This is a genomic window from Nocardia sp. NPDC050793, from assembly GCF_040654065.1.
Classification (GTDB): domain Bacteria; phylum Actinomycetota; class Actinomycetes; order Mycobacteriales; family Mycobacteriaceae; genus Nocardia.
Genome location: NZ_JBFAHG010000008.1, coordinates 75,976 through 102,018, shown reverse-complemented (window position 1 = coordinate 102,018; position 26,043 = coordinate 75,976). Strand labels below are relative to the sequence as shown.

25 protein-coding genes are annotated in these 26,043 nt (G+C 68.0%); 18 read left to right on the top strand and 7 right to left on the bottom strand.

Annotation, left to right across the window (positions count from 1 at the left end):
* Window positions 1-15: 15 nt before the first annotated feature.
* Complete coding sequence (locus AB0H50_RS25525; RefSeq protein ID WP_357457144.1) at window positions 16-1,386, bottom strand: aminotransferase class I/II-fold pyridoxal phosphate-dependent enzyme; 1,371 nt, start codon at window positions 1,384-1,386, stop codon at window positions 16-18.
* A 111-nt stretch (window positions 1,387-1,497) separates the two neighbouring features.
* On the opposite strand from AB0H50_RS25525, the gene AB0H50_RS25520 reads away from it, so the two are divergent.
* The 6 genes from AB0H50_RS25520 to AB0H50_RS25495 are packed head-to-tail and all read left to right on the top strand — an operon-like array spanning window position 1,498 to window position 9,137.
* Complete coding sequence (locus tag AB0H50_RS25520; protein ID WP_357457142.1) at window positions 1,498-2,346, top strand: nitrilase-related carbon-nitrogen hydrolase; 849 nt, start codon at window positions 1,498-1,500, stop codon at window positions 2,344-2,346.
* A 13-nt stretch (window positions 2,347-2,359) separates the two neighbouring features.
* Entirely contained in the window at window positions 2,360-3,781 is a 1,422-nt protein-coding gene (gene hydA / locus AB0H50_RS25515; protein WP_357457140.1) for a dihydropyrimidinase, read from the top strand.
* Between the two features lie 9 nt (window positions 3,782-3,790).
* Entirely contained in the window at window positions 3,791-4,816 is a 1,026-nt protein-coding gene (locus AB0H50_RS25510; protein ID WP_357457138.1) for a TIGR03842 family LLM class F420-dependent oxidoreductase, read from the top strand.
* Window positions 4,813-6,141: an aspartate aminotransferase family protein gene (locus AB0H50_RS25505; protein WP_357457136.1), complete on the top strand. Its 1,329-nt coding sequence runs from the start codon at window positions 4,813-4,815 to the stop codon at window positions 6,139-6,141. The genes AB0H50_RS25510 and AB0H50_RS25505 overlap by 4 nt, the downstream gene beginning before the upstream one ends.
* The gene (locus AB0H50_RS25500; RefSeq protein ID WP_357457134.1) at window positions 6,138-7,646 is read left to right on the top strand and encodes a CoA-acylating methylmalonate-semialdehyde dehydrogenase; all 1,509 of its coding nucleotides are present in this window, start codon (window positions 6,138-6,140) and stop codon (window positions 7,644-7,646) included. The genes AB0H50_RS25505 and AB0H50_RS25500 overlap by 4 nt, the downstream gene beginning before the upstream one ends.
* 27 nt (window positions 7,647-7,673) lie before the next feature.
* A complete protein-coding gene (locus AB0H50_RS25495; RefSeq protein WP_357457132.1) occupies window positions 7,674-9,137 on the top strand; it encodes an NCS1 family nucleobase:cation symporter-1 in 1,464 nt (487 codons plus the stop codon).
* 16 nt (window positions 9,138-9,153) lie between these two features.
* Here the strand turns inward: AB0H50_RS25495 and AB0H50_RS25490 are convergent, their stop codons facing one another.
* The gene (locus AB0H50_RS25490; RefSeq protein ID WP_357457130.1) at window positions 9,154-10,314 is read right to left on the bottom strand and encodes a hypothetical protein; all 1,161 of its coding nucleotides are present in this window, start codon (window positions 10,312-10,314) and stop codon (window positions 9,154-9,156) included.
* A gap of 239 nt (window positions 10,315-10,553) precedes the next feature.
* Here AB0H50_RS25490 and AB0H50_RS25485 point away from each other — a divergent pair, with 239 nt between their 5' ends.
* The 8 genes from AB0H50_RS25485 (at window position 10,554) to AB0H50_RS25450 (ending at window position 17,716) form a co-directional block, all read left to right on the top strand.
* Window positions 10,554-11,498, top strand: a complete 945-nt coding sequence (locus AB0H50_RS25485) for a trypsin-like peptidase domain-containing protein (protein WP_357457128.1) — start codon at window positions 10,554-10,556, stop codon at window positions 11,496-11,498.
* A gap of 91 nt (window positions 11,499-11,589) precedes the next feature.
* A complete protein-coding gene (locus tag AB0H50_RS25480) occupies window positions 11,590-12,102 on the top strand; it encodes a GNAT family N-acetyltransferase (RefSeq protein WP_357457126.1) in 513 nt (170 codons plus the stop codon).
* Window positions 12,103-12,162: 60 nt separating this feature from the next.
* Window positions 12,163-13,269, top strand: coding sequence for an alpha/beta hydrolase (locus AB0H50_RS25475; protein ID WP_357457124.1), 1,107 nt, complete (start codon window positions 12,163-12,165; stop codon window positions 13,267-13,269).
* 135 nt (window positions 13,270-13,404) lie between these two features.
* Window positions 13,405-14,055, top strand: a complete 651-nt coding sequence (locus tag AB0H50_RS25470; RefSeq protein WP_357457657.1) for an ABC transporter permease — start codon at window positions 13,405-13,407, stop codon at window positions 14,053-14,055.
* Window positions 14,048-15,220 carry an ATP-binding cassette domain-containing protein gene (locus AB0H50_RS25465; protein ID WP_357457122.1) on the top strand — a complete coding sequence of 391 codons (1,173 nt, stop codon included), beginning with the start codon at window positions 14,048-14,050 and terminating at the stop codon, window positions 15,218-15,220. Before AB0H50_RS25470 ends, AB0H50_RS25465 begins: the two co-directional genes overlap by 8 nt.
* On the top strand, window positions 15,217-15,990 hold the full coding sequence (locus AB0H50_RS25460) for an ABC transporter permease subunit (protein ID WP_357457120.1): 774 nt from the start codon (window positions 15,217-15,219) through the stop codon (window positions 15,988-15,990). The genes AB0H50_RS25465 and AB0H50_RS25460 overlap by 4 nt, the downstream gene beginning before the upstream one ends.
* A gap of 44 nt (window positions 15,991-16,034) precedes the next feature.
* Window positions 16,035-16,964, top strand: coding sequence for a glycine betaine ABC transporter substrate-binding protein (locus AB0H50_RS25455; protein ID WP_357457655.1), 930 nt, complete (start codon window positions 16,035-16,037; stop codon window positions 16,962-16,964).
* A gap of 122 nt (window positions 16,965-17,086) precedes the next feature.
* On the top strand, window positions 17,087-17,716 hold the full coding sequence (locus AB0H50_RS25450) for an antibiotic biosynthesis monooxygenase family protein (RefSeq protein WP_357457118.1): 630 nt from the start codon (window positions 17,087-17,089) through the stop codon (window positions 17,714-17,716).
* 32 nt (window positions 17,717-17,748) lie between these two features.
* Here AB0H50_RS25450 and AB0H50_RS25445 read toward each other — a convergent pair whose 3' ends face one another.
* Window positions 17,749-18,303: a cytochrome b/b6 domain-containing protein gene (locus tag AB0H50_RS25445; protein WP_357457116.1), complete on the bottom strand. Its 555-nt coding sequence runs from the start codon at window positions 18,301-18,303 to the stop codon at window positions 17,749-17,751.
* A 5-nt stretch (window positions 18,304-18,308) separates the two neighbouring features.
* Window positions 18,309-19,412, bottom strand: a complete 1,104-nt coding sequence (locus tag AB0H50_RS25440) for a catalase family peroxidase (protein WP_357457114.1) — start codon at window positions 19,410-19,412, stop codon at window positions 18,309-18,311.
* Window positions 19,413-19,724: 312 nt separating this feature from the next.
* On the opposite strand from AB0H50_RS25440, the gene AB0H50_RS25435 reads away from it, so the two are divergent.
* Window positions 19,725-20,192 carry a MarR family transcriptional regulator gene (locus AB0H50_RS25435; RefSeq protein ID WP_357457112.1) on the top strand — a complete coding sequence of 156 codons (468 nt, stop codon included), beginning with the start codon at window positions 19,725-19,727 and terminating at the stop codon, window positions 20,190-20,192.
* 68 nt (window positions 20,193-20,260) lie between these two features.
* Here AB0H50_RS25435 and AB0H50_RS25430 read toward each other — a convergent pair whose 3' ends face one another.
* Window positions 20,261-20,806: a hypothetical protein gene (locus tag AB0H50_RS25430; RefSeq protein ID WP_357457110.1), complete on the bottom strand. Its 546-nt coding sequence runs from the start codon at window positions 20,804-20,806 to the stop codon at window positions 20,261-20,263.
* 206 nt (window positions 20,807-21,012) lie between these two features.
* Between AB0H50_RS25430 and AB0H50_RS25425 the strand changes: the two genes are divergently transcribed.
* Complete coding sequence (locus tag AB0H50_RS25425) at window positions 21,013-21,231, top strand: hypothetical protein (protein ID WP_357457108.1); 219 nt, start codon at window positions 21,013-21,015, stop codon at window positions 21,229-21,231.
* Between the two features lie 268 nt (window positions 21,232-21,499).
* Here AB0H50_RS25425 and AB0H50_RS25420 read toward each other — a convergent pair whose 3' ends face one another.
* Together AB0H50_RS25420 and AB0H50_RS25415 are read right to left on the bottom strand one after the other, a co-directional pair.
* Window positions 21,500-22,711: an alkane 1-monooxygenase gene (locus AB0H50_RS25420; protein ID WP_357457106.1), complete on the bottom strand. Its 1,212-nt coding sequence runs from the start codon at window positions 22,709-22,711 to the stop codon at window positions 21,500-21,502.
* A 469-nt stretch (window positions 22,712-23,180) separates the two neighbouring features.
* Window positions 23,181-24,497, bottom strand: a complete 1,317-nt coding sequence (locus AB0H50_RS25415; RefSeq protein ID WP_357457104.1) for a lipase family protein — start codon at window positions 24,495-24,497, stop codon at window positions 23,181-23,183.
* 344 nt (window positions 24,498-24,841) lie between these two features.
* Here AB0H50_RS25415 and AB0H50_RS25410 point away from each other — a divergent pair, with 344 nt between their 5' ends.
* Both AB0H50_RS25410 and AB0H50_RS25405 read left to right on the top strand, forming a co-directional pair.
* The gene (locus AB0H50_RS25410; RefSeq protein WP_357457102.1) at window positions 24,842-25,447 is read left to right on the top strand and encodes an ATP-dependent Clp protease proteolytic subunit; all 606 of its coding nucleotides are present in this window, start codon (window positions 24,842-24,844) and stop codon (window positions 25,445-25,447) included.
* Window positions 25,444-26,037: an ATP-dependent Clp protease proteolytic subunit gene (locus AB0H50_RS25405; RefSeq protein ID WP_357457100.1), complete on the top strand. Its 594-nt coding sequence runs from the start codon at window positions 25,444-25,446 to the stop codon at window positions 26,035-26,037. Before AB0H50_RS25410 ends, AB0H50_RS25405 begins: the two co-directional genes overlap by 4 nt.
* Window positions 26,038-26,043 lie beyond the last annotated feature (6 nt).

Below are 26,043 nucleotides of genomic sequence, written 5' to 3'. Positions count from 1 at the left end.
GCCGGCTGCTCCCCCTCACAGACCGTCCCACGATGCCTGATCGAGGGAGAAGTATTCCGACTGACGGGGACGCGCGGCCAAGGCGAGGACAGCGGCGACCTCATCGATGCCGTCGGCGAGGGGGGCGACGGTCACGCGCACCGCTTCGGGATGACCACGGGTGGCCACGAAGAAAGGACCGCCGGGAGCGACCCGGATTCCGTTGGCGGCCAAATGGATCAGCGCCGTGCGCTCGTCGGCGACCGGCAACCAGGCGTTGAGGCCCTGCCCCTCCGCGAGGTGCAGACCGTGGCCGCGCAGCGCGTCGGCGAGGGCGCGGCGGCGGATCTGGTACTGCGCGCGGGCGTGTTCGACGGTGCGGGTGACGGTTTCGTCGCGCAACATCTCGTGCAGCAGGCGCTGCAGGATGCGCGGCGTCCAGCCGGGGCCGAGGACGCGGGTGGCGACGATGCGGTCGATGATCTCCTCCGGGCCGGAGAGGGCCGCGATTCGCAGGTCGGGTCCGTGCGATTTGGAGTAGCTGCGCACGTGCAGCACCCGGTCGGGCAACCAGCGGCCGAGGCTGATGTCCTCGGCGGGGACGACCGCGCCGGAGTGATCGTCCTCGATGATCATGCACCGGCGCTCACTGCGACGCAGGATCGCGACCAGTTCCTCGGCGCGCTCGATGCTCATCGACGCGCCGGTCGGATTCTGCGCGCGCGGTTGCAGGACCGCCGCGCTGGCTCCGGTGGCGACAGCGCGCGCGAAATCGTCCGGCAGCACGCCCTCTTCGTCCATCTGCACCGGGACTATCTGCGCGCCAATGGATTCCAAGTAGTCGAGGATGTACGGGAAGGTAGGGTCTTCGACGATCACCCGGTCGCCGAAGCGGACGACGGCCTGCAGGCTGCGGACGATGGCATCCATCGCGCCGTCGACGACGGTCAGCGCGCCCGACCGAGCGGGCCAGTCCGCTTGCAGCAGCCGCCCGAGTTCGGGCACCACCGGCGCCTGATGGTAGTCGGTGGTCTCGGCGTCGAGGGCGAGCCGGGACAGGATCGACCCGATCTCGGGTAGCAGTGCCGGGTCGGGCGTGCCGAGCGACAGGTCGAGCCGGGCGCCGGTCGCGCCGCGGGTCATGCTGTCGGTCCGCGACGACGCGGGCCTGACCCCGCCCTCGGCGACGAAGGTCCCGCTGCGCCCGCGTGACACCACCAGCCCGGCCTGCGCCAACGCCCGCCAGCCGTGGCTCACGGTCGCGGGGCTGACCCCGAGACGGCGCGACAGCTCGCGCACCGTGGGCAGCCGGTCCCCGGCGCGCAGCTCGCCGCTGGTGATGAGGCGGGCGATGGCGCCCGCGATGCCCGCGGGAGTCGGGTCATCGATCCGGATCCGGTCGTTCATTTCCACGCCTCGAACACCTCGCGAGATTTACACTTTCGGCACCGACTGAAATATTCAGGAAATGTTTACCTTCGAAGATAACATAATCAACTTCGGTAGGGAGATCGACAGGTGACGACAATCAAGGCCGCCATCACCCAGGCGACGTGGACCGGTGACAAGAAGTCGATGCTGGCCAAGCACGAGGGTTTCGTCGAGCAGGCCGCAGCCGAGGGCGTGCAGGTCATCTGCTTCCAAGAGCTGTTCTACGGACCGTATTTCGGCAACGTGCAGGACAAGAAGTACTACGAGTACGCCGAATCCGTGCCGGGGCCGACGACCGACCGGTTCGCCGAACTGGCCAAGGAGCACCGGATGGTGATCGTGCTCCCGGTGTACGAGGAAGACCAGCCCGGCGTGCTCTACAACACCGCCGCGGTGATCGACGCCGATGGCAGTTACCTGGGCAAATACCGCAAGCACCACATTCCGCAGCTGTCCGGCTTCTGGGAGAAGTTCTATTTCCGGCCGGGCAACCTGGGCTATCCCGTGTTCGATACCGCCGTGGGCAAGGTCGGCGTCTACATCTGCTACGACCGCCACTTTCCCGAGGGCTGGCGCGCATACGGATTGGCAGGGGCCGAACTCGTTTTCAACCCCTCGGCCACCAAACCCGGCTTGTCCGAACGGCTTTGGGAACTGGAGCAGCCCGCCGCGGCGGCCGCCAACCAGTACTTCATCGGCGCGAACAACCGCATCGGCACGGAAACCGAGGAGTTCGGCGACGACGCCGTGACCTTCTACGGCAGTTCGTATTTCGTCGACCCGCGCGGCTGCTACGTCGGCGACCGGGCCTCCGCCGACACCGACGAACTGCTGATCCGCGACCTCGACCTGGACGTGGTGCGCGAAGTCCGCGGCGACTGGCAGTTCTATCGCGACCGGCGGCCGGATTCCTACGACGCCATCGTGGCGCCCTGACCCGGGAGGAAACATGGCAACCACACTGATCACCGGAGGAACGGTCGTCTCGGCGACTGGGCGCGGCCCCGCCGACATCCTCGTCGACGGCGAACGCATTGTCGCACTGCTGCATCCGGGCACGACCGCGCTCGGCGCGAATCTGGCCGAAACCGTGGACACCGTTGTCGACGCGACCGGCAAGTACGTCATCCCCGGTGGCATCGACGCGCACACCCACATGTCCATGCCGTTCGGCGGCACCACGGCGTCCGACGACTTCGAGACCGGGACGAGGGCCGCCGCGTGGGGCGGCACCACCATGATCATCGACTTCGCGGTGCAGAAGTTCGGTGAGCGCGTGCAGGATTCCCTGCAGACCTGGCACAAGATGGCATCGGGCCAGTGCGCCGTCGACTACTCGTTCCACCAGATCGTCGGCGACGTGAACGACGAGTCGCTGGCCGCGCTGCGCCGGCTACCGGACGAGGGCATCACCAGTTACAAGCTCTTCATGGCCTATCCCGGCGTCTTCTACAGCGACGACGCGCAGATCCTGCGCGCCATGCAGATCGGCGCGGACACCGGGCTGCTCACCATGATGCACGCCGAGAACGGCCCCGCCATCGACGTTCTCGTCGCACAACTGCTGGCCGAGGGCAAAACCGATCCGTACTACCACGGCATCGCGCGCGCCTGGCAGCTCGAGGAGGAGGCGACCCACCGGGCGATCATGCTCGCCGATCTGACCGGCGCGCCGCTGTACGTGGTGCACGTGTCGGCGAAGCAAGCCGTCGTCCAGCTGGCCGCGGCCCGCGACAAGGGCCGCAACGTCTTCGGCGAGACCTGCCCGCAGTATCTGTATCTCTCCCTGGAGGACAACCTCGGCGCGGCGGGTTTCGAGGGCGCGAAATGGGTGTGCTCGACGCCGCTGCGCTCGCGGCGGGAAGAGCATCAGGACCAGGTGTGGCAGGCATTGCGCACCAACGACCTGCAGATGGTGTCCACCGATCACTGCCCCTTCTGCATGAAGGGGCAGAAGGACATGGGCATCGGCGATTTCTCCAAGATTCCCAATGGAATCGGGACGATCGAGCACCGAATGGACCTGATGTACCAGGGCGTCGTGGACGGCCGGATCACCCTGGAGCGCTGGGTGGAGATCACCTCGACCACACCGGCCCGCATGTTCGGCCTCTACGGACGCAAAGGCGTGCTCGCGCCCGGCGCGGACGCCGACATCGTGGTGTACGACCCGAACGGCCACACCTCCATCGGTCTCGGCAAGACCCACCACATGAACATGGACCACTCGGCGTGGGAGGGCTACGAGATCGACGGCAGCGTCGACACCGTGCTCTCCCGCGGCAAAGTCGTGGTCGCGGACGGCGAGTATCGCGGCCGCAAAGGCGACGGGCAGTTCGTGCGCCGCGACCCGTGTCAGTACCTGATCTGAGGAGATGCCATGCAATTCGGAGCGGTACTACAGTGCGATCCGCCTGCGGCGCGCACCGTCCACCTGGCGAAACTCGCTGAGGCGCACGGGTTCAGCCACCTGTGGACCTTCGATTCGCACCTGCTCTGGCAGGAGCCGTACGTGTTGTACAGCCAGATCCTGCACGAGACGAAGCGAATCACGGTCGGGCCCATGGTGACCAATCCGGCGACCAGGGACTGGACCGTCACCGCGTCGCTGTTCGCCACGCTCAACGAGGCCTACGGCAATCGCACCGTCTGCGGGATCGGGCGCGGCGATTCTGCGGTGCGCGTCGGCGGCGGCAAGCCCACCACGCTGAAGACGCTGCGCGAGTCGATCCACGTGATCCGGGAGCTGGCCAATTCGCGGCCGGTCGAATACGGCGGCGGCACCGTGCAGTTCCCGTGGAGCGTCGGTTCCACGCTGGAGGTCTGGGTGGCCGCCTACGGACCGAAGGCGCTGGCGCTGACCGGCGAGGTGGCCGACGGCTACATCCTGCAACTGGCCGACCTGGACATCGCCGAATGGATGATCGCCTCCGTGCGCGAGGCGGCGGTGGCGGCAGGCCGCGACCCGGATTCGATCACGATGTGCGTGGCCGCACCGATGTACATCGGCACCGACCGCAAGCACATGCGCGATCAGTGCCGATGGTTCGGCGGGATGGTCGGCAACCACGTCGCCGACATCGTCGCCCGCTACGGCGCCGACGGTGCGGTGCCGCAGGCGCTCACCGAATACATCGATGGCCGAGCGGGTTACGACTACAACCTGCACGGCCGCGCCGGAAACGTGCACGCCGACTTCGTCTCCGACGACATCGTCGAACGGTTCTGCGTGCTCGGCACCGCCGACGAACACATCGCCAAACTCCGGCGACTCGCCGACCTCGGCGTCGATCAGTTCGCGGGCTACCTGCAACACGACAACAAAGAGGAAACCATGCGCGTCTACGGCGAGACGATCATTCCGCAACTGCGGCAATCCATCACGGCGACGAAGGTGACGGCATGACCGCCGTGCGCGTCGATCTGGACGCGCGCGCCTACGAACTCGACCGCAGCCACGTGTTCCACTCCTGGTCGGCGCAGGCCGCGCTGAACCCGGTGGTGCTCGCGGGCGGTCGCGGCTGCCGGGTCTGGGATCACGCGGGCCGCGAATACCTGGATTTCGCCAGCCAGATGGTCAACGTGAACATCGGCCATCAGCATCCGGTGGTCACCGCCGCGATCGCCGACCAGGCCGCGCGCCTGACCACCATCGGACCGGCCGCCGCGAATCTGCAACGCGGCGAGGCGGCGCAGCGGATCGCCGCGCTCGCGCCGGACGGGCTCGAGAAAGTGTTCTTCACCAACGGCGGCGCGGACGCCAACGAGAACGCCATCCGGATGGCGCGGCTGCACACCGGCCGCGACAAGGTGCTCTCGACCTACCGCTCCTACCACGGCAACACGGGCGCGGCGGTGGTCGCGACCGGCGACTGGCGGCGGATACCGAACGAGTACGCCCGCGGCCACGTCCATTTCTTCGGCCCCTACCTGTATCGCAGCGAGTTCTGGGCGAGCACCGCCGAGGAGGAGAGCGAGCGCGCGCTGCGGCACCTCGAACGAGTCGTGCAGTGCGAGGGGCCGTCCAGTATCGCCGCGATTCTGCTGGAGACGGTGCCGGGCACCGCGGGCATCCTGGTGCCGCCGCCCGGCTATCTCGCCGGTGTCCGCGCCATCGCCGACCGGTACGGGATCGTGCTGATCCTCGACGAGGTGATGTGCGGATTCGGCCGCACCGGACGGTGGTTCGCGTTCGACGGCTACGACGTGACGCCCGACCTGATCACCTTCGCCAAGGGCGTCAACTCCGGCTACGTTCCCGTCGGCGGCGTGGTCATCTCCGAGCCGATCGCCCGCACCTTCGACCACACCGTCTTCCCGGGCGGCCTCACCTACAGCGGGCACCCGCTGGCCGCGGGGTCGATCGTGGCCGCACTCGACGTGATGGCCGACGAGGGCATCGTGGCCAATGCCGAACGCATCGGCCGCACCGTGCTCGGCCCCGCGCTCGCGCGATTGGCTGCGGAGTGCCCGGTGATCGGTGAGGTACGCGGCGAGGGCGTGTTCTGGGCGCTGGAACTGGTCGCCGATCGCGCCACCCGCGAACCTGTTTCGGCCGCGACCATGGCGCGGGTCAAGACCGACCTGGTCGCCCGCGGGCTGCTTCCGTTCCTGGCCGACAACCGCATTCACGTCACGCCGCCGTGCGTGGTCACCGAGGCCGAGGTCGCCGAGGCCGCCGCCATCCTGCGTGACGTACTGACCGCCCTGCCCGCCGAGGAGATCCGATGACGAATCCCGCGACCACCGACATTGTCGACCACTGGGTCGACGGCAAGCCGTGGACGGGCGAATCCACCCGTACCGCACCGGTTTTCGATCCTGCGCTGGGCGTCGCGCAGCGCAGCGTCCGGATGGCGACCGGCGAGGACGTGGGCGTGGCCGTCGCCGCCGCGGCGGCGGCATCGCCCGGCTGGGCCGATTCGTCCGTCGCCACCCGGCACCGGTTCCTGCTGGACTTCCGCGAACTGCTCAACGCCCGCAAGGACGAACTCGCGAGCATCCTCACCGCCGAGCACGGCAAGGTGCTCGCCGACGCGGCGGGCGAGATCGCCCGCGGGCTCGAGGTCGTCGAGTTCGCGTTGTCCATGCCGCACCTGCTCAAGGGCGAGTTCAGCCAGAACGCCTCGACCGGGATCGACGTGTACTCGGTGCGCGAACCGGTCGGCGTCGTCGGCGTGATCAGCCCGTTCAATTTCCCGGCCATGGTGCCGCTGTGGTTCTTCCCGATCGCGATCGCCGCCGGGAACACGGTGGTGCTGAAACCGAGCGAGAAGGATCCGTCGGCGGCGAACTGGCTGGCCGCGCTGGCGGCCGACGCCGGACTGCCCGCCGGCGTGCTCAATGTCGTGCACGGCGACAAGGAGGCGGTGGACGCGCTGCTGACGCACCCGCAGGTCGCGGCGATCTCGTTCGTCGGCTCCACCCCGATCGCCGACTACGTGTATCGGACCGCCACCGCGCACGGCAAACGGGTGCAGGCGCTCGGTGGCGCCAAGAACCACATGCTCGTCCTGCCGGACGCCGATCTGGATCTGGCCGCGGATGCCGCCGTCAACGCGGGTTTCGGCTCGGCGGGTGAACGCTGCATGGCGGTGAGCGTGGTGCTCGCGGTCGACGCCATCGCCGACGATCTGGTGGCTCGCGTCGCCGCGCGGATGACCGGCCTGCGCACCGGGGACGGCCGCCGCGGCTGCGACATGGGACCGTTGATCACCAGGGAGCACCGGGACCGGGTGGCCGGCTACCTCGACATCGCGGTCGCCGATCGGGCCCGCCTCGTGATCGACGGCCGCGACAGCGCCATCGACGGCGACCCCAACGGGTTCTGGCTCGGTCCCACCCTGATCGATCGGGTGCCGGTCACCTCGGCGGTCTATCGCGACGAGATCTTCGGGCCCGTGCTGTCGGTGGTGCGGGTCGAGGGCTTCGAGCACGCCGTCGAGATCGTCAACGCCTCCCCCTACGGCAACGGCACCGCGATCTTCACCAACGACGGCGGCGCGGCGCGGCGCTTCCAGCGGCAGGTGCACGTCGGCATGATCGGCGTGAACGTGCCGATCCCGGTGCCGGTGGCCTACCACAGTTTCGGCGGCTGGAAGGCGTCGCTGTTCGGCGACGCGAAAGCCTACGGCCCCAACGGTTTCGCGTTCTTCACCCGGGAGAAGGCGATCACCTCGCGCTGGCTCGATCCCAGCCACGGCGGCATAGACCTCGGTTTTCCGCGCAACAGATAGCAAGCACCGATGCACGAAGGACATCCGATGACCGAAACTCGGGTACGGCCGCTCGACGGCGCGCCGCGCAGTTCCACGCTGGTCAACGACGACTTGGCGCCGACCACCAAGGAGACCGCGACCTGGCGTACCTGGGACATCTTCTGTCTCTGGATGACCTCGGCGCACAGCATCGCCAGCTACGGCTTCGCGGTCGGCATGCTCGCACTCGGCATGACCGGGTGGCAGACGATGCTCGCCCTGTTCGCCGGTGTGCTGATGCTGTGGCTTGGCAGCAATCTGGTGGGCGTCGCGGGCCAGAAGGTCGGGGTGCCGTTTCCGGTCTTCGCCCGCGCGGCATTCGGCGTCTTCGGCGCCAATGTCCCGGCACTGTTGCGGGCCATCGTCGCGGTGTTCTGGTACGGCATCCAGACCTACCTGGCTTCCACCGCGCTGATGGTGTTGCTGCTGCGCGTGTCACCGGGGTTGGCGTCGTTGACCGAGTCCCGGTTCCTCGGCTTGTCGACCTTGGGCTGGATCGCATTCCTCGTGCTGTGGACCGTGCAGCTGGCGATCATCAACTACGGCATGGAAGTCGTGCGCAAGGCCTCGGATTTCGCCGGGCCCGCCGTCTGGCTCGGCATGATCGCGCTGGCGATCTGGATTCTGGGCAAGGCCGAGTGGAGCATCGACTTCAACGCGCGGGCTGGTGCGCCGCTCTCGGGCGGCGCCACCGTCGCCGCGTTCGTGGGCGTCGCCTTCCTCATGGTGTCGTTCATGGCAGGTCCGCTCGTCAACTACGCCGACTTCGCGCGCTTCGCGCCCAGCAAGCGAGCGGTGCTGCGCGGCAACGCGTGGGGCATCCCGTTCAACGAGACCGCGTTCGTGGTGCTGTCGATCGTCATCTCGCTGGCCACACTGAAGGTGTACGGCAAGGTGCTGAGCGACCCGGTGGAGCTGGTCGCCGACATCGACAGCGATGTCGTGGTGGTCGTCGCGGCGGTGCTCTTCGCGACGGCGACCGTCGGCATCAACGTGGTCCTCAACTTCGTGTCCCCGGCCTACGACATCTCCAATGCCGCACCGAAATACATCTCGTTCCGCACCGGCGGCATCATCACCGCCGTGCTGTCCATCCTGGTGATGCCGTGGAAGCTCTGGGAGAACCAGGACTTCATCATCTACTTCCTCGGCGGTGTCGGCGCGCTGATGGGTCCGGTGTTCGGCATCCTGATCGTCGACTACTACCTGGTGCGCCGTCAGCGCACCGCGGTCGCCGAGCTGTACGCCGACACCCAGGAGGGGCGCTACTACTTCTCGCGCGGATTCAACCCGAAAGCGCTGACGGCGCTCGCGCTTTCGGGCACGGTCGCGGTGATCGTCGCACTGGCCCCCGATTCCCGGGAGGTGACGGCGCTGTCCTGGCCGGTCGGCGCGGCGCTGGGAGCGCTGCTCATGTACGCGTTCGAGTTGGCCCGGCCGTCCGGATCGAGGAGTGAGAGCGCTTCCTGATCCGATCCGCGACGGGCTAGCCGAGCGCGGCGACGATGTCCCCGGCGAGCTGGTCGAGTGCCTGGCAGGCGTCGGGCCGTGGCGCGGCACCGGTGCGGTCGATGTCGACGCCGAGGGTGACCAGGTGGGCGGAATTCGGGATCGACGGGTTCGCCGGGCGATACACCAGCGCCGCTGAGCAGCCGACCGCCAAGCCGGGATCGGCGCTGTGGACGGTCCTGGTCTCGGTGCCGGTCAGACCGGCGCGGGACTGGTAGCGGCCGGTGATGACGAGCTGTCCACCGTCGAGTCCCGCGGGCAACCGGGTCTCGCCTTCGCTGGGCACCTGTTCGGCGTTGGCTTGCAGGCCCACCGAGACCTCCACCTTCCCGTAGGCGTTGTCACGACGCAGCGTGAGCTTGCACCCGTAGGCGTTGACCAGGCCGGTGGACTTCACCTTCCATTCCGGGAACACCGCGACGATCGGCCCCTCGGCGGGACACGGATTCTGCTGGATCAGCGAGCGACCGTCCTCGGTGTCGATCGGATGCGCAGGCAGGGTGACGAGGTTGCCGAGGATCGCGGTCATGTACTCCCGCGTGAAGGCGCACGCCTGGTCCCACGGGATCGGGCTGTTCTTCGGCGGAGCCAGCCGCGACACCGCCAAAGTCGCGGCGAATCCGGTGTCGCCGTGCGCTATTCGCATCGAGCACGACCAGCCGCCGGGATGATCGTTGTCGAAGCGCATGAACACGGTCTGGCCCGCGAGCTGATCGGGCTTGTAGAGCGAGCCGCGGTCGGCGGCCAAGAAGTCGTCGACCAGATCGAGGTCGAACCGGAAGAAATTGGCGGGGTCCTCGGCGTCGGCGACGAACATGCGGCAACGAGTCCAGCTGCCGTCACGATCGAATCGCTGGAACGCGCCGAGCCGTGCCGTGAGCGCCGGGTCGTGCAGGGCACACGCATCGGTGGCGCGCACCTTCGCCATCAGATCGCGGGTGCCCGGCGCGACCGCCGCCTGGTCGATCGTGGACGGGACCGGCGCGGGCCGCGGCGCCGCCGATGTGCTGGTGGCGGCCGTGGCGCCGCCGTAGTTGTCCTGCGGCTGTCCCGCATCGGTTTCGCCGCACCCGGCGACCGTCACCGCCGTGATCAGCGCAAGCGCGGCCACCGCCGCCCGTCGAAATTCCCCCGCCATCGGTGTCTCCTCATCCGACCGTCGATCTCTGGTCTCGTAGGGTATCCCGTTGTTCGACACGGCCGCGGCCGCGAGGTGGATGGCGCACCGGACGCAACCGCGCTTCCGTTTGTAGCTTTCGCACCCGGCTCCGACTTTTCGAGTAGTGCGCTACCCGCGACCGCCCCGCGACTGAGGGGCAGGGTGAGCTCGTCGGTGCCGTTCCCGGCACCCGTCACTAGCGGAAATGGGGTGAAGGTATGGACATATCACCTGAGATGCTTGCGGCCAAGGACGCACTCGCCGACGCGCTGGAACCGGCCATGGCCTTTCTGCCCGGCGTGCTCGGCGTCGATGTCGGTTTTCGCCAAGAAGGCGTCGAGCTGACCGACGAGGTCGTCATCCGGGTCCTGGTATCCGACGAGACCGATATCCCGTTCCAGTTGGCACAGCTGATGGCGGGCGTCGGCTTTCCGGTCGCGGTGGTGCGGCGCGAATTCACCCCTTTGGCGGGGCCTGACAATGCCCCGCACAACCCGGTGACCGGCGGCGTCACCATCCGGGCCGAACATAGCGGGTTCCTGGTGCAGGGAGGCACGCTGGGCGGGATCGCGAACGACACGATGTTCGGCGGGCAGGTCGGGGTGACGTGCGCGCACGTGATCGCCAGCCTGTCCGAGGAGGGCGAGATCCGGCAGGGCGACCCGATCTTCCAGCCGGGGATAACGCGGCGGATCGGCGCACTGCACCGCTGGCAGGACGCCACCGACATCGCGGTGTTCACGTTCGACGACGGTGTCGCTCGCGAGTCGAAGATCGCGGAGATCGGCGGCTACAGCGGTATGGCCCGAGCGAAAGTGGGCGACAAAATGCGCAAGCGCGGTAGGACGACGCTGCTGACCACCGGAGTCGTCAGCGCCACAGGGTTGCGACCGCTCGGCATCAAGTCTCCAGCGAACTCGTTCGAGATCTACAGCGACAACGTCGCTCAGCAACCGATCCTCGTCGAGCACGGTGACAGCGGGTCCCTGGTCGTCAACGAGAACGGCCAGATCGTCGGGATCATCACGCAGAAGGGCATCGAGTTCAGCTCGATCGCCACGATCGGTGTCCCACCGCCGGGGGCGATCTCCGCGTTCGCCACGCAAATGGCGTCCGGTGATGGGTTCGTCGGCGCGGCGGACTCGGTGGGGATCAGTTTCTGAAGTGCCTTCCGAAATGCGGCGGGTCCCGTTGCCGGGCAGGTTGTGAGGTAGTCGACGTGACAAACCCCGTGCCGTCGATGATGCTGGCGCCATGCTGATTCGGACCGGCGGCGCGGCGGACGCGCAGGAGATCGCCGCGCTGCACACCGCGAGCTGGCGCGCGACCTACGCGGGCATCATGCCGGACGACTTCCTCGCCGGGCCGCTCGACGCGGACCGGTCCACGCTGTGGAGCCGGCGGCTGACCACCGCGGTCACGCCGGGACTGTTCGTCGCCGAGGACGCCGCGACGTTGGCCGGCTTCGTCTACCTCGCTCCCACGGACGACGGCCGGGTGCTCGTCGACAACATGCACGCCCGGCCCGGCAGCCTCGGGCGCGGGATCGGCAGCCGCCTCTTCGAGCGCGGACTCGCGTGGGCGGCGACCGAATTCCCCGGCCGCCCGGTGTATCTGGAAGTGTTGCGTGACAATGTCGCGGCCATCGCCTTCTACGAGCGGCGCGGCGGGCGGCGCACCGACGCGCGGATCGGGCGATTCGACGCGGGCTTCGAACTGCCGGAGTACGAATACACTTGGGAGCCCGGCGGTTTCGATCGCTTGTAGCTTGCCTCATGACATGTCATGACCTGCCTCGAGCCAGAACCGCACAAGAGAGGTGTTCCCGTGCCGGTCGATCCCACCACCCCGATGCCCGCGGTGCCCACAGGCACGCGGACGGCCGCCGCGGCGGTCCGCGGATTGCTCCGGTTGCCGCCGCGCACCAAGCGCGCACTCGCCGGTCCCGCGGTGCGTCGCGACGGCAACGAGCTCGACCTCGACGCCCACTTGCTGCTGCGCATCACCAGGGCGCTGCCGAGGCAGGCGCCGGACCCGGTGCGGCTGCGACGCCAGGCGCGGCGGATGGCAGCGATCGGCGCGGGGCGGCGCGCACCCGTGCGCGTCGAGGACGTCACCGTCGCGGGCGCCACCGGACCGCTGCGGGCGCGGCTGTACGACCCCGGCGCGGCCGATACGCTGCTCGTCTATTTCCACGGCGGCGGATGGGTCATCGGCGATCTCGACACGCACGACGCGTTCTGCCGGACCGTGGCGTACACCGCGCGGATCCGGATGGTCGCGGTGGACTACCGGCTCGCACCCGAGCATCCCTATCCGGCGGCCGTCGACGACGCCGTGGCCGCCTTCCGTGACATCGTCGCTCGCGCAGAGGAATTCGGTGTCGCGCACGAACGCGTCGCGGTGGGAGGCGACAGCGCGGGGGGTCATCTGGCCGCGGTGCTGTGCCAGAGGACGGGCCGCGACGGCGGACCAGCTCCCCTGCTCCAGCTACTGATCTACCCGCCAACGGACCTGACCGGAAAAGCCGCGTCCCGCACGACGTTCGCCGAGGGATTCGCCCTCACCCGCACCGACATCGACTTCTTCGACCGCTGCTTCCTGCCGCCCGACATCGATCGCACCCGGCCGGACGTGTCACCGCTCTACGCCGAGACCACCGCCGGGCTCCCCCGCGCCGTCGTCATCACCGCGGGCTTCGATCCCCTGCGCGACGAGGGCGAGGCCTATGCAGCCCGCCTGCGCGACGACGGCGTGCCGGTGACGGCGCGGCGATTCGACGGTTACATGCACGGCTTCGTCAACAACGCGCTCGCTTTCGGACCGGCGGTCGGCGACATCGCCGCGATGCTCGCCGACGCGCTGGCCGCGACTTCCGGCTCCCCGGCCGACCCGGATTCCGACGGCGGACGAAGCCAGATCGCCACTTCCTGAGGCAGCGTATACAACCGATTTCCGGCGTCCGCACGGCAGTTCGCGTCCACCGCAGGACGTTTCGGTCCCCGACCGGCTGCGACGCGTTAGGGTGCGAGATAGACTCCGGCGCACCGTGGTACGGGAGGTTCGGCCCTGGACACACTGTGGACGTTCGTCGTCGACCGGCGGCACCAGCTGCTCGTCGACTCGTATTTGCATGTCTCGGCGGTGATCCAGTCGCTGCTGGTCGCCGCGATCATCGCGGTGGTCCTCGGCGCGCTGGTCTACCGCAGCCCGTTCGGTTCGGCGGCGGCGACCGCCGCGGCGAGCGCGATCCTGACGGTGCCCTCGTTCGCGCTGCTCGGGCTGCTGATCCCGATCCTCGGACTCGGCGTCGGGCCGACCGTCACGGCGCTCGTGCTCTACGCCCTGCTGCCGATCCTGCGCAACACCATCGTCGGCCTGGCCGCGGTCGATCCGTCGGTGGTGGACGCCGCACGCGGTGTCGGCATGAACCGGATGCGGGTGCTCGCCGCCGTCGAGCTGCCGCTGGCCTGGCCGTCGATCCTGACCGGTATGCGGGTCAGCACCCAGATGATCATGGGCATACTCGCGCTCGCCGCCTACGCCAAAGGCCCTGGGCTCGGCAATCTGATCTTCTCCGGGTTGTCCCGGCTCGGCAGCCCCAACGCCGTGCCGCAGGCATTGACCGGCACGGTGCTGATCATCGTGCTCGCCCTGCTGCTGGACGGCCTGTTCGTCCTCGTGGGGCGACTGACCACATCGAGGGGAATTCGTGACTGACACCGAGACCGTGTCCGGCGTCGAGATCGTGCTCGACGCCGTCACCAAACGGTATCCTGGACAACATGATCCGGCCGTGGACGCGGTGTCGCTGACCATACCGGCGGGCGAGATCGTCGTCCTCGTCGGTCCCTCGGGCTGCGGCAAGACCACGACCATGCGCATGATCAACCGGCTGATCGAACCGACCTCGGGCACCATCACCATCGGCGGCCGCGATGCCGCGGCGATGAATCCCGATCAGCTGCGCCGCGGCATCGGGTACTCGATCCAGCAGGCCGGGCTCTTCCCGCACATGACGGTGGCCAAGAACATCGCGACCGTGCCCGGGTTGCTCGGCTGGGACCGCGCGCGGATCGCCGCGCGGGTCGACGCGATGCTCGACCTCGTCGGCCTCGACCCGGACACCTTCCGCGGCCGCTACCCGCGTCAGCTGTCGGGCGGACAGCAGCAGCGCGTCGGGGTGGCGCGCGCACTGGCCGCCGACCCGCCCGTGCTGTTGATGGACGAACCGTTCGGCGCGGTCGACCCGATCACCCGCGGCCTCCTGCAGGACGAATTGCTGCGATTGCAGGCGGAACTCGGCAAGACCATCGTCTTCGTCACCCACGATTTCGCCGAGGCGGTGAAACTCGGCGACCGGATCGCCGTGCTCGGTGACCGGTCCAAGATCCTCCAATACGACACCCCGGCCGCGATCCTCGCCGATCCCGCCGACGACACGGTGGCCGGGTTCGTCGGCGCCGACGCCTCGCTCAAGCAGCTGACGCTGACCAGGGTCGGCGATGTGGAACTCGGCGACTGCCCGAGCGCGGGACAGGACGAACCGGCGGAGACCTTGCGCGCGGCGCTGACCGACAGGGAATGGCCGTGGGCGCTGATCCTCGACGCGCGGCGGCGGCCGCTGCGCTGGGTGTCGGCCGGGCAACTGACGAACGCGGGGACGCTGCGCGATCTCGGCAGCCCGATCGGTCAGGCGTTGTCACTGCGATCGACGCTGCAGGACGCGCTGGAGGCTCTGCTCGCCGAGCAGACCGCGACCGCGGTGGTCACCGACGCGCGCGGCGAATACGCGGGACTGATCACGATCGACACGCTGGTCGGGCACCTGTCGGCCATGCGGGCTCGCCACGGCGGCGAGCGGCCCGCCAAGGCGACATCGTGACCGCCGCACCCGCCGCGGCGTCCGCACCGGTCGCCGCGCGCCGGGCCGAGCGGCTGCGGCTGCTCGTCCAGCCCGCGCTGGTCCTGGTGCTGACGGCCGGCGTCCTGGTGTGGGCGTTCCGCCGCGATCTCACCGCCACCCAGCGCGCGAGCATGAACGCGAGCAACATCGCCACCGTCACCTGGCAGCACGTGCTGCTCACCGCGACGGTGGTGCTGATCGTCGTCGTGGTGGCGGTGCCGCTCGGCACCCTGCTCACCAGGCCCGGATATCGCCGTCTCGCACCGGTTTTCGTCGGCATCGCCAACGTCGGCGCGGCCGCCCCCGCCATCGGGTTGATCGTGCTGTGCTATCTGGTGACCCGGACGACCGGTTTCTGGATCGGCGTCGCGCCGGTCGCCTTCTACACACTGCTTCCCGTGCTGCGCAACACCATTCTCGGGTATCAGCAGGTGGATCGGACGCTGATCGACGCGGGCCGCGGCCAGGGCATGTCGGCGCCGATGGTGTTGCGGCGCATCGAGTTTCCGTTGGCGGTGCCCTACATTCTCGCCGGCCTGCGGACCTCGCTGGTGCTGGCCGTCGGCACCGTGACGCTCTCGTTCCTGGTGAGCGCGGGCGGGTTGGGGATTCTCATCGACACCGGATACAAGTTGCGCGACAACGTCACCCTGGTGGTCGGCGCCGTGCTGGCGGTGGCGTTGGCGCTGCTCGTCGACTGGCTCGGCGCGCTGGCCGAACGCTTCCTCGGACCGAGGGGGTTGACGTGAGGCGCGGCGGACGGCTGCGGGCGCTGGTGGCGGCGGGGCTGCTGATGCTGGGCGGCTGCGGTCTGGAGTCGGGCGGCGCGGTGCCGCTGCGCGTCGGGCCGGGCAGCATCCAGCCCTCGGCCGAACTCGACGGCGTCACGATCACGGTGGGCTCCAAGGACTTCACCGAACAGAACATCCTCGGCTACCTCATCGAATTCGCCATGACCGCGGCGGGTGCGAACGTGCGCGACCTGACCAATATCCAGGGCTCCAACAGCCTGCGCGACGCGCAGCTGCACGGCCAGATCGACGTCGCCTACGACTACACCGGCACCGGCTGGATCAACTACCTCGGCAACGAAACCCCGGTGCCGAGCGAGGTCGGCCAATTCGAGGCCGTGCGGGACGCCGACCGCGCCGCGCACGACATGGTGTGGACCGCGATGGCGCCGATGAACAACACCTACGCCCTGGTAGCCAGCAGCCGCACCGCCGAGGAGACCGGAGTACGGACGCTGTCGGACTACGCCAGGCTCGTCGCCACCGACCCGGCCGCCGCGGCCACCTGCGTCGGCACCGAATTCAACGTCCGCCAGGACGGCTATCCGGGCCTCGCCCGAAAATACGGCATCGACGTCGGCAAGGTGCGCAAGCAGATCATGCAGGATCCCCTCGTCTATCAGGCCACCGCCGACGCGGGCCGGTGCCGCTTCGGCTCGGTCGCCGCCACCGACGGCCGCATACCGGCGCTGAATCTGGTTCTGCTGCAAGATGATCTGGCGTTCTTCCCGAAGTACAACGCGGCGCTCGTGCTGCGCGCCGACTTCCACGAAGCGCACCCGAGGATCGCCGAGATCATGGCTCCGATCTCCGCGCTGCTCACCAACGAGGTCATCACCGACCTGAACCGCCAGGTCGACGTGGACGGCCGCGAGCCCGCCGAGGTCGCCCGCGACTGGCTCGTCGCCCAAGGCTTCGTCACCGCCGAATAGCCCATGTTCACAGGCTTTTCGCACGCCTCGCATGGGGTGTGACGGCTGCGAAGCATGCGATAGTCCTGCGAGGATCCGGATGTTCTTGACCTGTAGTGTGGTCGAGGTTTGATGATGGTGCGGTGACTGATGACGGAATCACCTTGATCGATGTGTGGGAGCTGCCCGAGGACCGGATCGACGAGTCCGTCGCACGCTGGCGGGAGCGCGTCGCGCTCATCCGCACCGCCCCCGGCTTCCGGGACGCGCGGCTGCATCGCAGACTGGACCCGGAGGCCCGGCTCGGCCTGGTCAATGTGGCGCACTGGGACAGCATCGACGCCAGGGACGAGGCGCTGGCGAATCCCGGCTTCACCGCGTCGGCGGCCACCGCGACAAACTACGCCACCGTGCAGGGCGGCTGGTACCAGGTGGCGGCCGAATTCGGCGCGGCGAGAAGCAGTTCGGAGGAAGGACCGGGAATCACCTTCGTCAACGCCTTCGAGCTGCCCGCCGAGCGGATCGATGAATTCCTGCCGCATTGGCTCGGCCGCGCGGAGCTGATCAGCAAGGCGCCCGGCTTCCGGGACAACCGGCTGCACCGTGCGGTGAACCCGGACACTCGCTTTCAGCTGGTCGATATCGCGCACTGGGACAGCGCCGAAGCATGGCGCGCAGCGGGCGACGATCCCCGGTTCCAGCAGCGCCTGTCCGCTTCTCCCGACTTCGCCATCGCCAACCCAGCACTCTTCCGGGTTGCCGCCGAGTTCTGAGCGCGGGCCTGAGCGATGGCGCGCGAGGACCGCTAACGGCGCGGCGGGAAGGTCATGCGGTGGAGCAAGTTGTCGCGCAGGACCGTCGCGTGGAATATCACCGCGCAGATGTGTGCGGTGAGGGTGAGGAGCAGGGCGTAGGCGAGCAGGCCGTGCGCGGTGCGCAGCGCGGCGTACAGCTGCGGGTCGGTGGGTGCGATCGCTGGAATCCGGAAGCCGCCGAGGATGTGGATCGGGATGCCGGACGCCGATACCAGAGCCCAGCCGACGATCGGCTGCAGCAGGAGCAGCGCGTACAGGAGAAGCTCTGATCCGGTGGCGACCAGCCGCTCGGGGCGGGCCATGGTGTCGATCTGCGGCGGCGGGCGGTGCCGGATCCGGTAGGCGATGCGGACGACGGCGAGCGCCAGTATCGCGACACCGAGGGTTTTGTGCCAGGTCAACAGGGTGCCGTAGTCGCCGAGGTAGCCCACCATGGCCGCGCCGATGCCGATCATCGCGATGACGAGGACGGCCATCGTCCAGTGCAGGATACGCGCACGGACACCGAATCGCGTTGTACCGGTGCTGGATTCGTCGATCGACATGGCCGTCACGCCTCCTTCACCACGACCGCGCCCGGGGACTTCGTTTCGCCGGCGCGGCGACGGAACGACTCGGTGTAGACGGCCGAGCGGGCTTGCAGCAGCGGATCATCGGAGGGTTCGATGCCGTTGGGGAGCACCAGCGGATCGAAGTTCACGTCGCGTACGTTGTCCGCCGATTCGGTGTCGATCCGGTCCAGCACCACCGTGCCGACGTGCACGGTGCGGCGGTCGCTCGGCCACATCCGGGTGGCGTCGTCGGTCGGATCGACGCCGGTCTCGCCTACGACCACCACGAGCCGCCATCGCAGCGGCCTCGCCCGCATGTCGGTGACGAGGCCGTCGAAGAGGATGTTCGCGCCGTTCGCCGATCCGGTGGCGGGCGGCGGGTTTTCGGGCTCGAGTCGCCAGCGCACCGGCACGGCTCGACCGTCACCGTTGATGAATCGGAAGGCGTTGAGCGAGAAGAAGGTCGATGTCGCGAAAGTCGGCGCAGGCGCGCCCTGCTCGATGACGGCCAGTGCCGCGGCGGTCTTCGGGTGCGACGCGAGGTAGTCCTTCACCACTGCGGGATCGGGTTTGCCGGTAGCCGGGTCCGGAGCGAAGGCCAGGGTGCGGTCGTAGAAGTCCTGCGCGGTGGCGTCCAGAAAGACCGGGACGTCGATCATCGCCATCCGCCACTGTTCCCCGTCGGGCAGGAACAGCTGCAACCCCAGCCCGCGGGGCGTGGTCGGCGCATCGGGGACGTGCGGGTTACCTCCGGCAAGGGAGAAGCGTCCGGCCAGCCGGTAGCGGCCGGGCCGGAACACCGACGCCTTCGACAACTCGGCACCGTTGCCGTTGCTGTCGAAGTACCCGGCGACGGCCACTCCCTTGGCGTGGTTGCGGCGGTAGCCGGGGAAGGTGCCGCCCGCGGTGTCCTGCAGCCGGTCGACCACGCTGCGGGCGGTCAGCCGCCCGGGTCCGATTCGGTTCTCGGCGTACAGGAATCCACCGATTCCCGCGACCCCGAGCGCGGCGACGACGGCGCCACCGAGCAGGGTGCGGCGATCGAGCGGAAAAGCGCCGGCATTCGGCCCGGTCGTGCCATTGCGTGAATTTCGTTCGGCCATTCGAATACCCCCATATTTGAAATCCTACGATTCCAGACGAATCCCCACGGTGGCGAATGCTTTGCATTTTTCGGTGATACTACGCCACGTTCGTATCGATTCCGAACCGTACACGAGGGGGAGGTCGCCGACAACCCAGAACGATGCCCGTGACCGTCTCCAGAGTCTCCCGATACTTCTAAAGATGTTGTGTAACAATATATTTGACAAGCCAGTGTCGCTATCAAAGATAGTACGTACACGTATGGACCTCGCGGGAATCGGTCGACCTAGGCGATGTCTCACCGACATCTGCCGTGGTGTAATCGAAGGATGAAATCCCCCGCTCCGGAGCCGGTTCCCCACGTCTTCGCGGAGACGCCCGGCCATCTGATCCGTCTGCTCTACCAACGACACAACGCCGTCTGGCACGACACCGTCGGGGATTCGATCACGCCAACGCAGTTCGCCATTCTCAACACCGTCTACGCGGCGGGTCCGCTGACCCAGCACGAGATCTCCGTCCGAATCCGCACGGACACCTCGACTATGGCGCAGTCCGCGAGCGTGCTCGAAAGGAAGAATCTCGTCAGACGCACCGTCAACCCCGCGGACAAGCGCGAACGGCGAATCGCATTGACACGCAACGGCCGCCGCGAGTACGCCGAGCTCCTCCTGAAAGCCGATGAGGTGCAACGGATCCTCTTCTCCGCCCTGCATCCCGATGGGCACGCGGCCGCTCTCGCGGTGCTCCGCGACCTCGCCGGAGTGCACGCCGATCCGGAGGAAGGTCAGGTCTGACCGCCGCCACGTTCTCCGTCATGATGCGTTCCCGCGGACGGCATCGACTGTCGAAAAGCTTTGACGTTCTAAGACAGTCGGCTGATCGGCCAATCGCCGGGGAGTTCGAGCCAGGCGCCGATCATGCGGATCGCGGTGAGCAACGCCTGGATTTCGTCGAGGCCGGAGGCTACGGCGTGGCGGCTGCCGTCGATACGGAAGGGGCACACGTAGAACTGGCTGTCGGACGAGCAGACAGGGCGGCCGATCGTGATGGTGTGCGGGCCATCGGCGGCGCTCACCGTGCGGATCGCGAGCAGATCGCCCAGCGCGTACTCGATTCCGGGGGCGTGGGCGATGTCGTCGCGGGTGGGCGGCGCCGGGAAGCCGAGCTCGGCGGGTCCGGCGACGGTGAATTGCGCACCCGCCTCGTTCGCCCGAGTCAACTGCGCGCCGATCTCCACCAATGCGCGATACAACGCCGCCAACGCATCCACGCCGGTCGCCCTCGACTCGCCCCATCCCTGAATGCGGAAGCCGCACACGTCGCCACCGGCACCCGCCGCGGGTCGCGGTCTGCCGACTTCGATGAGGACCGACCGATTCCCGTCCGCGACCATTCGTTTCGCAATCACCTCACCTAGGCGATCGATCACCGGTGCACCTCCCACCTTCCGGCCGATCCGCCGGACCGGTCTCGCCCTTCCGCGCTAGCGACGTGTCCACGCGATACCCACCCACCGGCGCGGCTAACGGCGGCCGCCGCTTCGATGCCGAACGAGGATGCGCCAGTCACGTTTTGATCACGCGCGCGACGGGTAACTCCATCGGCATGACTCCGATGAACGATCGACCTGCACAGATCGTCGGCATCGAGCGCGGCACCGCTGGACTCAGCGGTCTCATCGCGGTGGCGCTGGGTTGCCGAGTAGCGGTCCTGACCGGGTCGCTATCCGCGGCCCTCGGCTCCTTCGCGGCGGTGTGCTTCGGCATGATCGTGCTGGTGCCCTCCATCGGCCGCACCCCACGCCGTCCAACCAGTTCCCCTCGCCCGCTCTGATTTTCACCCCGAACCCCGACCTCCATTCGACTACCGTTGGTAGAGAAGTAGATTCGGCGGTAGCGGCGTGGTGGTCGCAAGCAATGCCAGACCAACCATTTCTTCCGTCGATTTCGCCAGGCCCACTCGGCTCGGTCTGGGCGTCAGCTTCAGCTCTGGCTCAGCACAAGCAGGCTCGATACCGGCATCGCCCGGCGCGGGGGTCGGGACCAGCGTGGCGGGGCGGCGCGGGATTCGGTGTCGCACCGGTTGCACAGCAAGTCGGTGCTCAGTGTGCTCCCGCCTCGCCTGCTCCCTCCGGCGTTCGCGCCGGCGTTCGGTCGACCGGTGGCATCGGCCCGGCGTTCGCGAAGGGGTTGCGCTTGGAGCGGGGTTTCCGGTTGACGAGCATGAGGTTGCCGCCGTAGTGGTCGAGCACTCGGTGGTCCATGACCGCGCGCCACAGCGGTGGCACCGCGGCCAGCACGACCATGGCGGCGTAGCCCGCGGGCAGCTGCGGCGCCTGCATCGAGCTGCGCAAGGTCTGGTAGCGGCGGCCGGGGTTCGCGTGATGGTCGCTGTGTCGCTGGAGGTGGAACAGGAAGATGTTGGTAACCAGACGGTCGCTGTTCCAGCTGTCACGCGGGGTGCACCGCACGTAGTTGCCGTTGGGGCGGCGCGGGCGCAGCAGTCCGTAGTGCTCGACGTAGTTCACCGTCTCCAGCAGTCCCGCGCCGATCAGCGCTTGCAGCGCCAGGAACGGGATCACCATGGGCCCGAAGACGAAGATCATCGTGCCGAACAGCGCGATGCTCATCGACCATGCCTGCAGCAGATGATTTTCCAAGCTGAAGAAGCTCTTTCCCCTGCGGGACAGGCGTTCTCGCTCCAGGGCGAGAGCCGAGCGTAGCCCGCCGAACATGCTGCGCGGCAAGAACTCCCACAGCGACTCGCCGAATCGCGCGCTCGCCGGATCCTCCGGCGTGGCGACGCGCACGTGGTGGCCGCGGTTGTGCTCGACGAAGAAGTGCCCGTAACCCGACTGCGCCAGAGCTACTTTCGCGAACCACCGCTCCATGTGCTCGACGCGATGGCCGAGCTCGTGCGCCGCATTGATGCCGATGCCGGACACGACACCGAGCGTCACCGCGAGCCCGAGCTTGTCCGCGAGGCTCAATTCGGTTCTGGACCACAGATAGCCTGCGATCAGCAGACCGATGAACTGCATCGGCAGGAAAAGGTAAGTGCACCAACGGTAATAACGGTCGTTGGACAATACCTCGTAGTCCTCGTCGCGTGGATTGCTTCCGTCGTCTCCCACCGCCCAGTCGAGCAGGGGGATGACCACGAACACGATGATCGGACCGATCCACCAAAACAGTTCCAGCCCAGTGTGGGCCACCAGTTGTGAGGGGAGGAGAGCGCAACCCGGTGCAATCAGACCGAGAATCCAGAGGTACCGCTTGGGGTCACGCGCCTGCGTGTTTTTGAATACCGTCATAGCCGTCCCGCTGCTCCAACAGAACAACACTCATCGAGAAGTGTGGCCGCCGAAAACGGTGCGCTGAACTGTCGCTCCAGAATAGCTGTTTCCCTCCAGCAATCCAGGGTTCCGAGGAAATCGTTCCCTGACCGGGCGGCTTCGCCGGCCAACTCTCCAACCCCGAAGCGGTCGACCCGGAGGGAGAGTTCGGTGCGGCGGATGGGTTCTCGTTCGTTTGCCCCGTCGAGTAGTGACACTCGGCAGTGGGCATCGGGATGCAAGACTTCGCCGGTTCCCAAGACGCGAATCTCCAGGTCGTTAGGTCAGCCGGATTCGTCCCACTTCGCAACTACCCGGTCACGCGAACTCCGCGACCGGAGATGTGCCATCGGCGCGGGTCGGCCGAACGACCGACCCGCCGCCGGGCACCGTGCAACAGAAAATCACCGCATCACAAGCAACGAACGACCGCACCGCGGATCCGCGATCACGGCAGCGCCCCGCAGTTGGTCGGGGCAGGAAGACCCGCCAGCCGGTCCGTAATCCACTGCTGCGAAGCCGCCAGCGCCGGGAAGAACGCCATCACGTGGGTGCCGACGAGTCCGGACATGCTGGGAATCTGGGCGTTCGCGTCCAGCTGAACCGGCACGCCGCGGCTGCACCAGCTCGCCGCAACACCGTGAATCGGCGGGAACGGCGCGCCCTCGTCGTTCGGCGCCGAGGAAATCAGCACGGGCATATCCGGTGTGAGCCCTCCGATACGCTGCTCGTCGAACGCCGCTTTCAGCGTCGGGGACTGATCGATCACGGCGGTGAGCGGAAGTCCGCTCGCGGTCCACTGGGACGTGTGCTGGTTCTGCTGCGCCAGCCCCATCGGTACCGCGCACTTGTTCGCCGATTCGTTCAGGATCGCCTTGCCGGTGTCGTTGAGCTCGGCGTCGAGCACCGGGCCGACATTGGGGTAGTTCGCCGCCATGCCGTTGAGAATCCAGGCGTAGGTCGGGGCGATGCTGGCGCGGCCGTCGTTGTATCCGATGAAGTACTGGTCGTCCACCACCGGCCCGCCGACGTAGGCGCCGCGGACGTTCAGGTCGGGGGCGTAGCTCGGGTGGAGTTCGGCCGCGCCACCGGAGGCCATGCCGCCCTGGGAATATCCGTAGAGGATGACCGGGGCGTTCGGCCCGAGCCCGCTGCCGGGAAACTGCAGCACGGCGCGCGCGGAGTCCAGCACCGCGTGGGCTTGCGCCTTGCGGTTGAGGTAGTCGTGCATCGCGGGCGTACCGAGGCCGTGGTAGTCGGTCACCATCACCGGTATGCCGCGCGCCAGCAGCGAGAAGATCGCCACCAGGTCGTATTCGAAGATCACATCGGCGGGCGGCTCGAACTGGACGATCTGCGAGAGCAACTTCGAGGGCGCGCACTGATCGCCCTGTCCCTTCGTGCCGCCCGCGTACGCGACCAGCGGCCGCTCACCCGGACCGGTCCACGGCACGATGGGATCCAGATACGTTCCCACGACCGCGGAGGGCGCGTCCTGCGCGTCACTGCTGAGGTACATCAGGCGCGTCGCGCGCGCCGGAACGACTCCGGGCTGTCCGGGAGCAGACAGCGCCACCTGCGTCGGCTCGGCGCGAAGGATGTTGCCCGGGGCGCCACCCGGGAGCGGAGCGGGCGGAATGTAGAAATCGGCGGCGGCTTCCGCCACCGGGTCCGTCCACGCGTGCGGTGCGGAAATCGCCCCGCCACCGACCACGGTGAGGGTTCCCGTCAAAACTGCGGCCCAGCTGAGTATTCGACTCCTCACGATCCGTCCTTCCTTCGAGATGGGGAAGAGCCACGACGTCTAGAATCGGATACCGAGATTATCGGTATCGCGGCCGATGGACAGGAACAACGCGGATTGTATTTGCACTCGACTGCCGAAAGGCGGTTCGAAACGCCGATAACCGCGTCACGACTTCGACAAGTCCCCCGGGACCGCCTGCTTCATCGCGCCATCCGAATTCCCTTGCTCGTCGGACCATAAACGTGCGGCCCGTCCACCGATCACCGGGACACCGAATCCGCAAGGTCGCGCGCTGCTGTGGGCAGATCTGCCGAGGGCAGCAACGGCCCGATTCCACCGCCTCGCTGAGGCACGGTGAAGGCATGGCTCACGACGACAAGACTCCCTTGTTCAGCTGGCGCGCCAGAGAGCAACTGCTCGGCCGCCGCATCCTGGTGCTGGACGGACCGCTCGACGACGACAACGGCACCTTGCTCGCTACGCAGTTGCTGACCCTCGCCGCCGAGAACGACGATGCGGGCATCTCGCTGTGGATCCACTCACCCGGCGGCTCGGTCCCCGCGATGCTCGCGATCCGCGACGTCATGCGGCTGGTGCCGTGCGAGGTGTCCACCCTGGCCCTCGGATTGGCGTGCAGCGCAGGTCAATTCCTGCTGTCCTCGGGCAGCCCAGGTAAGCGTTACGCCCTGCCGCACGCCAGGATCCTGATGCACCAGGGCTCCGCGGGGATCGGCGGCACGGCCGTCGACGTGGAGGTCCAGGCCGACGACCTGCGCCACACCGTGGAAACGGTGCTCGGCCTGATCGCCGCCGACACCGGTCAGCCGTTCGATCGCATCTACGAGGACTCCCTGCACGACCGCTGGTTCACCGCGGCACAGGCCAAGGAGTACGGGTTCATCGACCACATCGTGGACAACTTCGGACAGGTCGTCCCCCAACGCCAGCGAATCGGAATCTCGGCATGAGTAGTTACACCATCCCCAACGTCATCGCCCAGCATCCGCGCGGCGGCGAGCGCATCACCGACATCTACTCGCACCTGCTCGCGGAGCGCATCGTCTACCTGGGCACGCCGATCGACTCCGGCGTCGCCAACGCGCTGATCGCCCAGCTGCTGCACCTGGAATCGGAGAGCCCCGAGCAGGAGATCCAGTTCTACATCAACTGCGAAGGCGGCGACCTGACCTCCATGCTCGCGATCTACGACACCATCCAGCACATCGGCGCGCCCGTGCACACGACCTGTGTCGGCCAGGCCATCGCCGTGGGCGCGGTGCTGCTCGCGGGCGGCGCGCCGGGTCGCCGCGCGATGCTCCCGCACGCCAGGGTGGTGCTGCACCAGCCGGCCGCCCGCGGGCAGGGCGCGATTCCGGATCTGATCCTGCAAGCCGACGAGCTGGTCCGGATGCGCGCGGAAATCGAGGCGATCCTGTCCAGGCACACCGGGCAGACGGTGGAGCGGCTGCGCCACGACACCGACCGGGACCGGGTCTTCACCGCACAGGCCGCGATCGAGTACGGCCTGGTCGACACCGTGCTGGAGCCACGAGGCTGAACGACC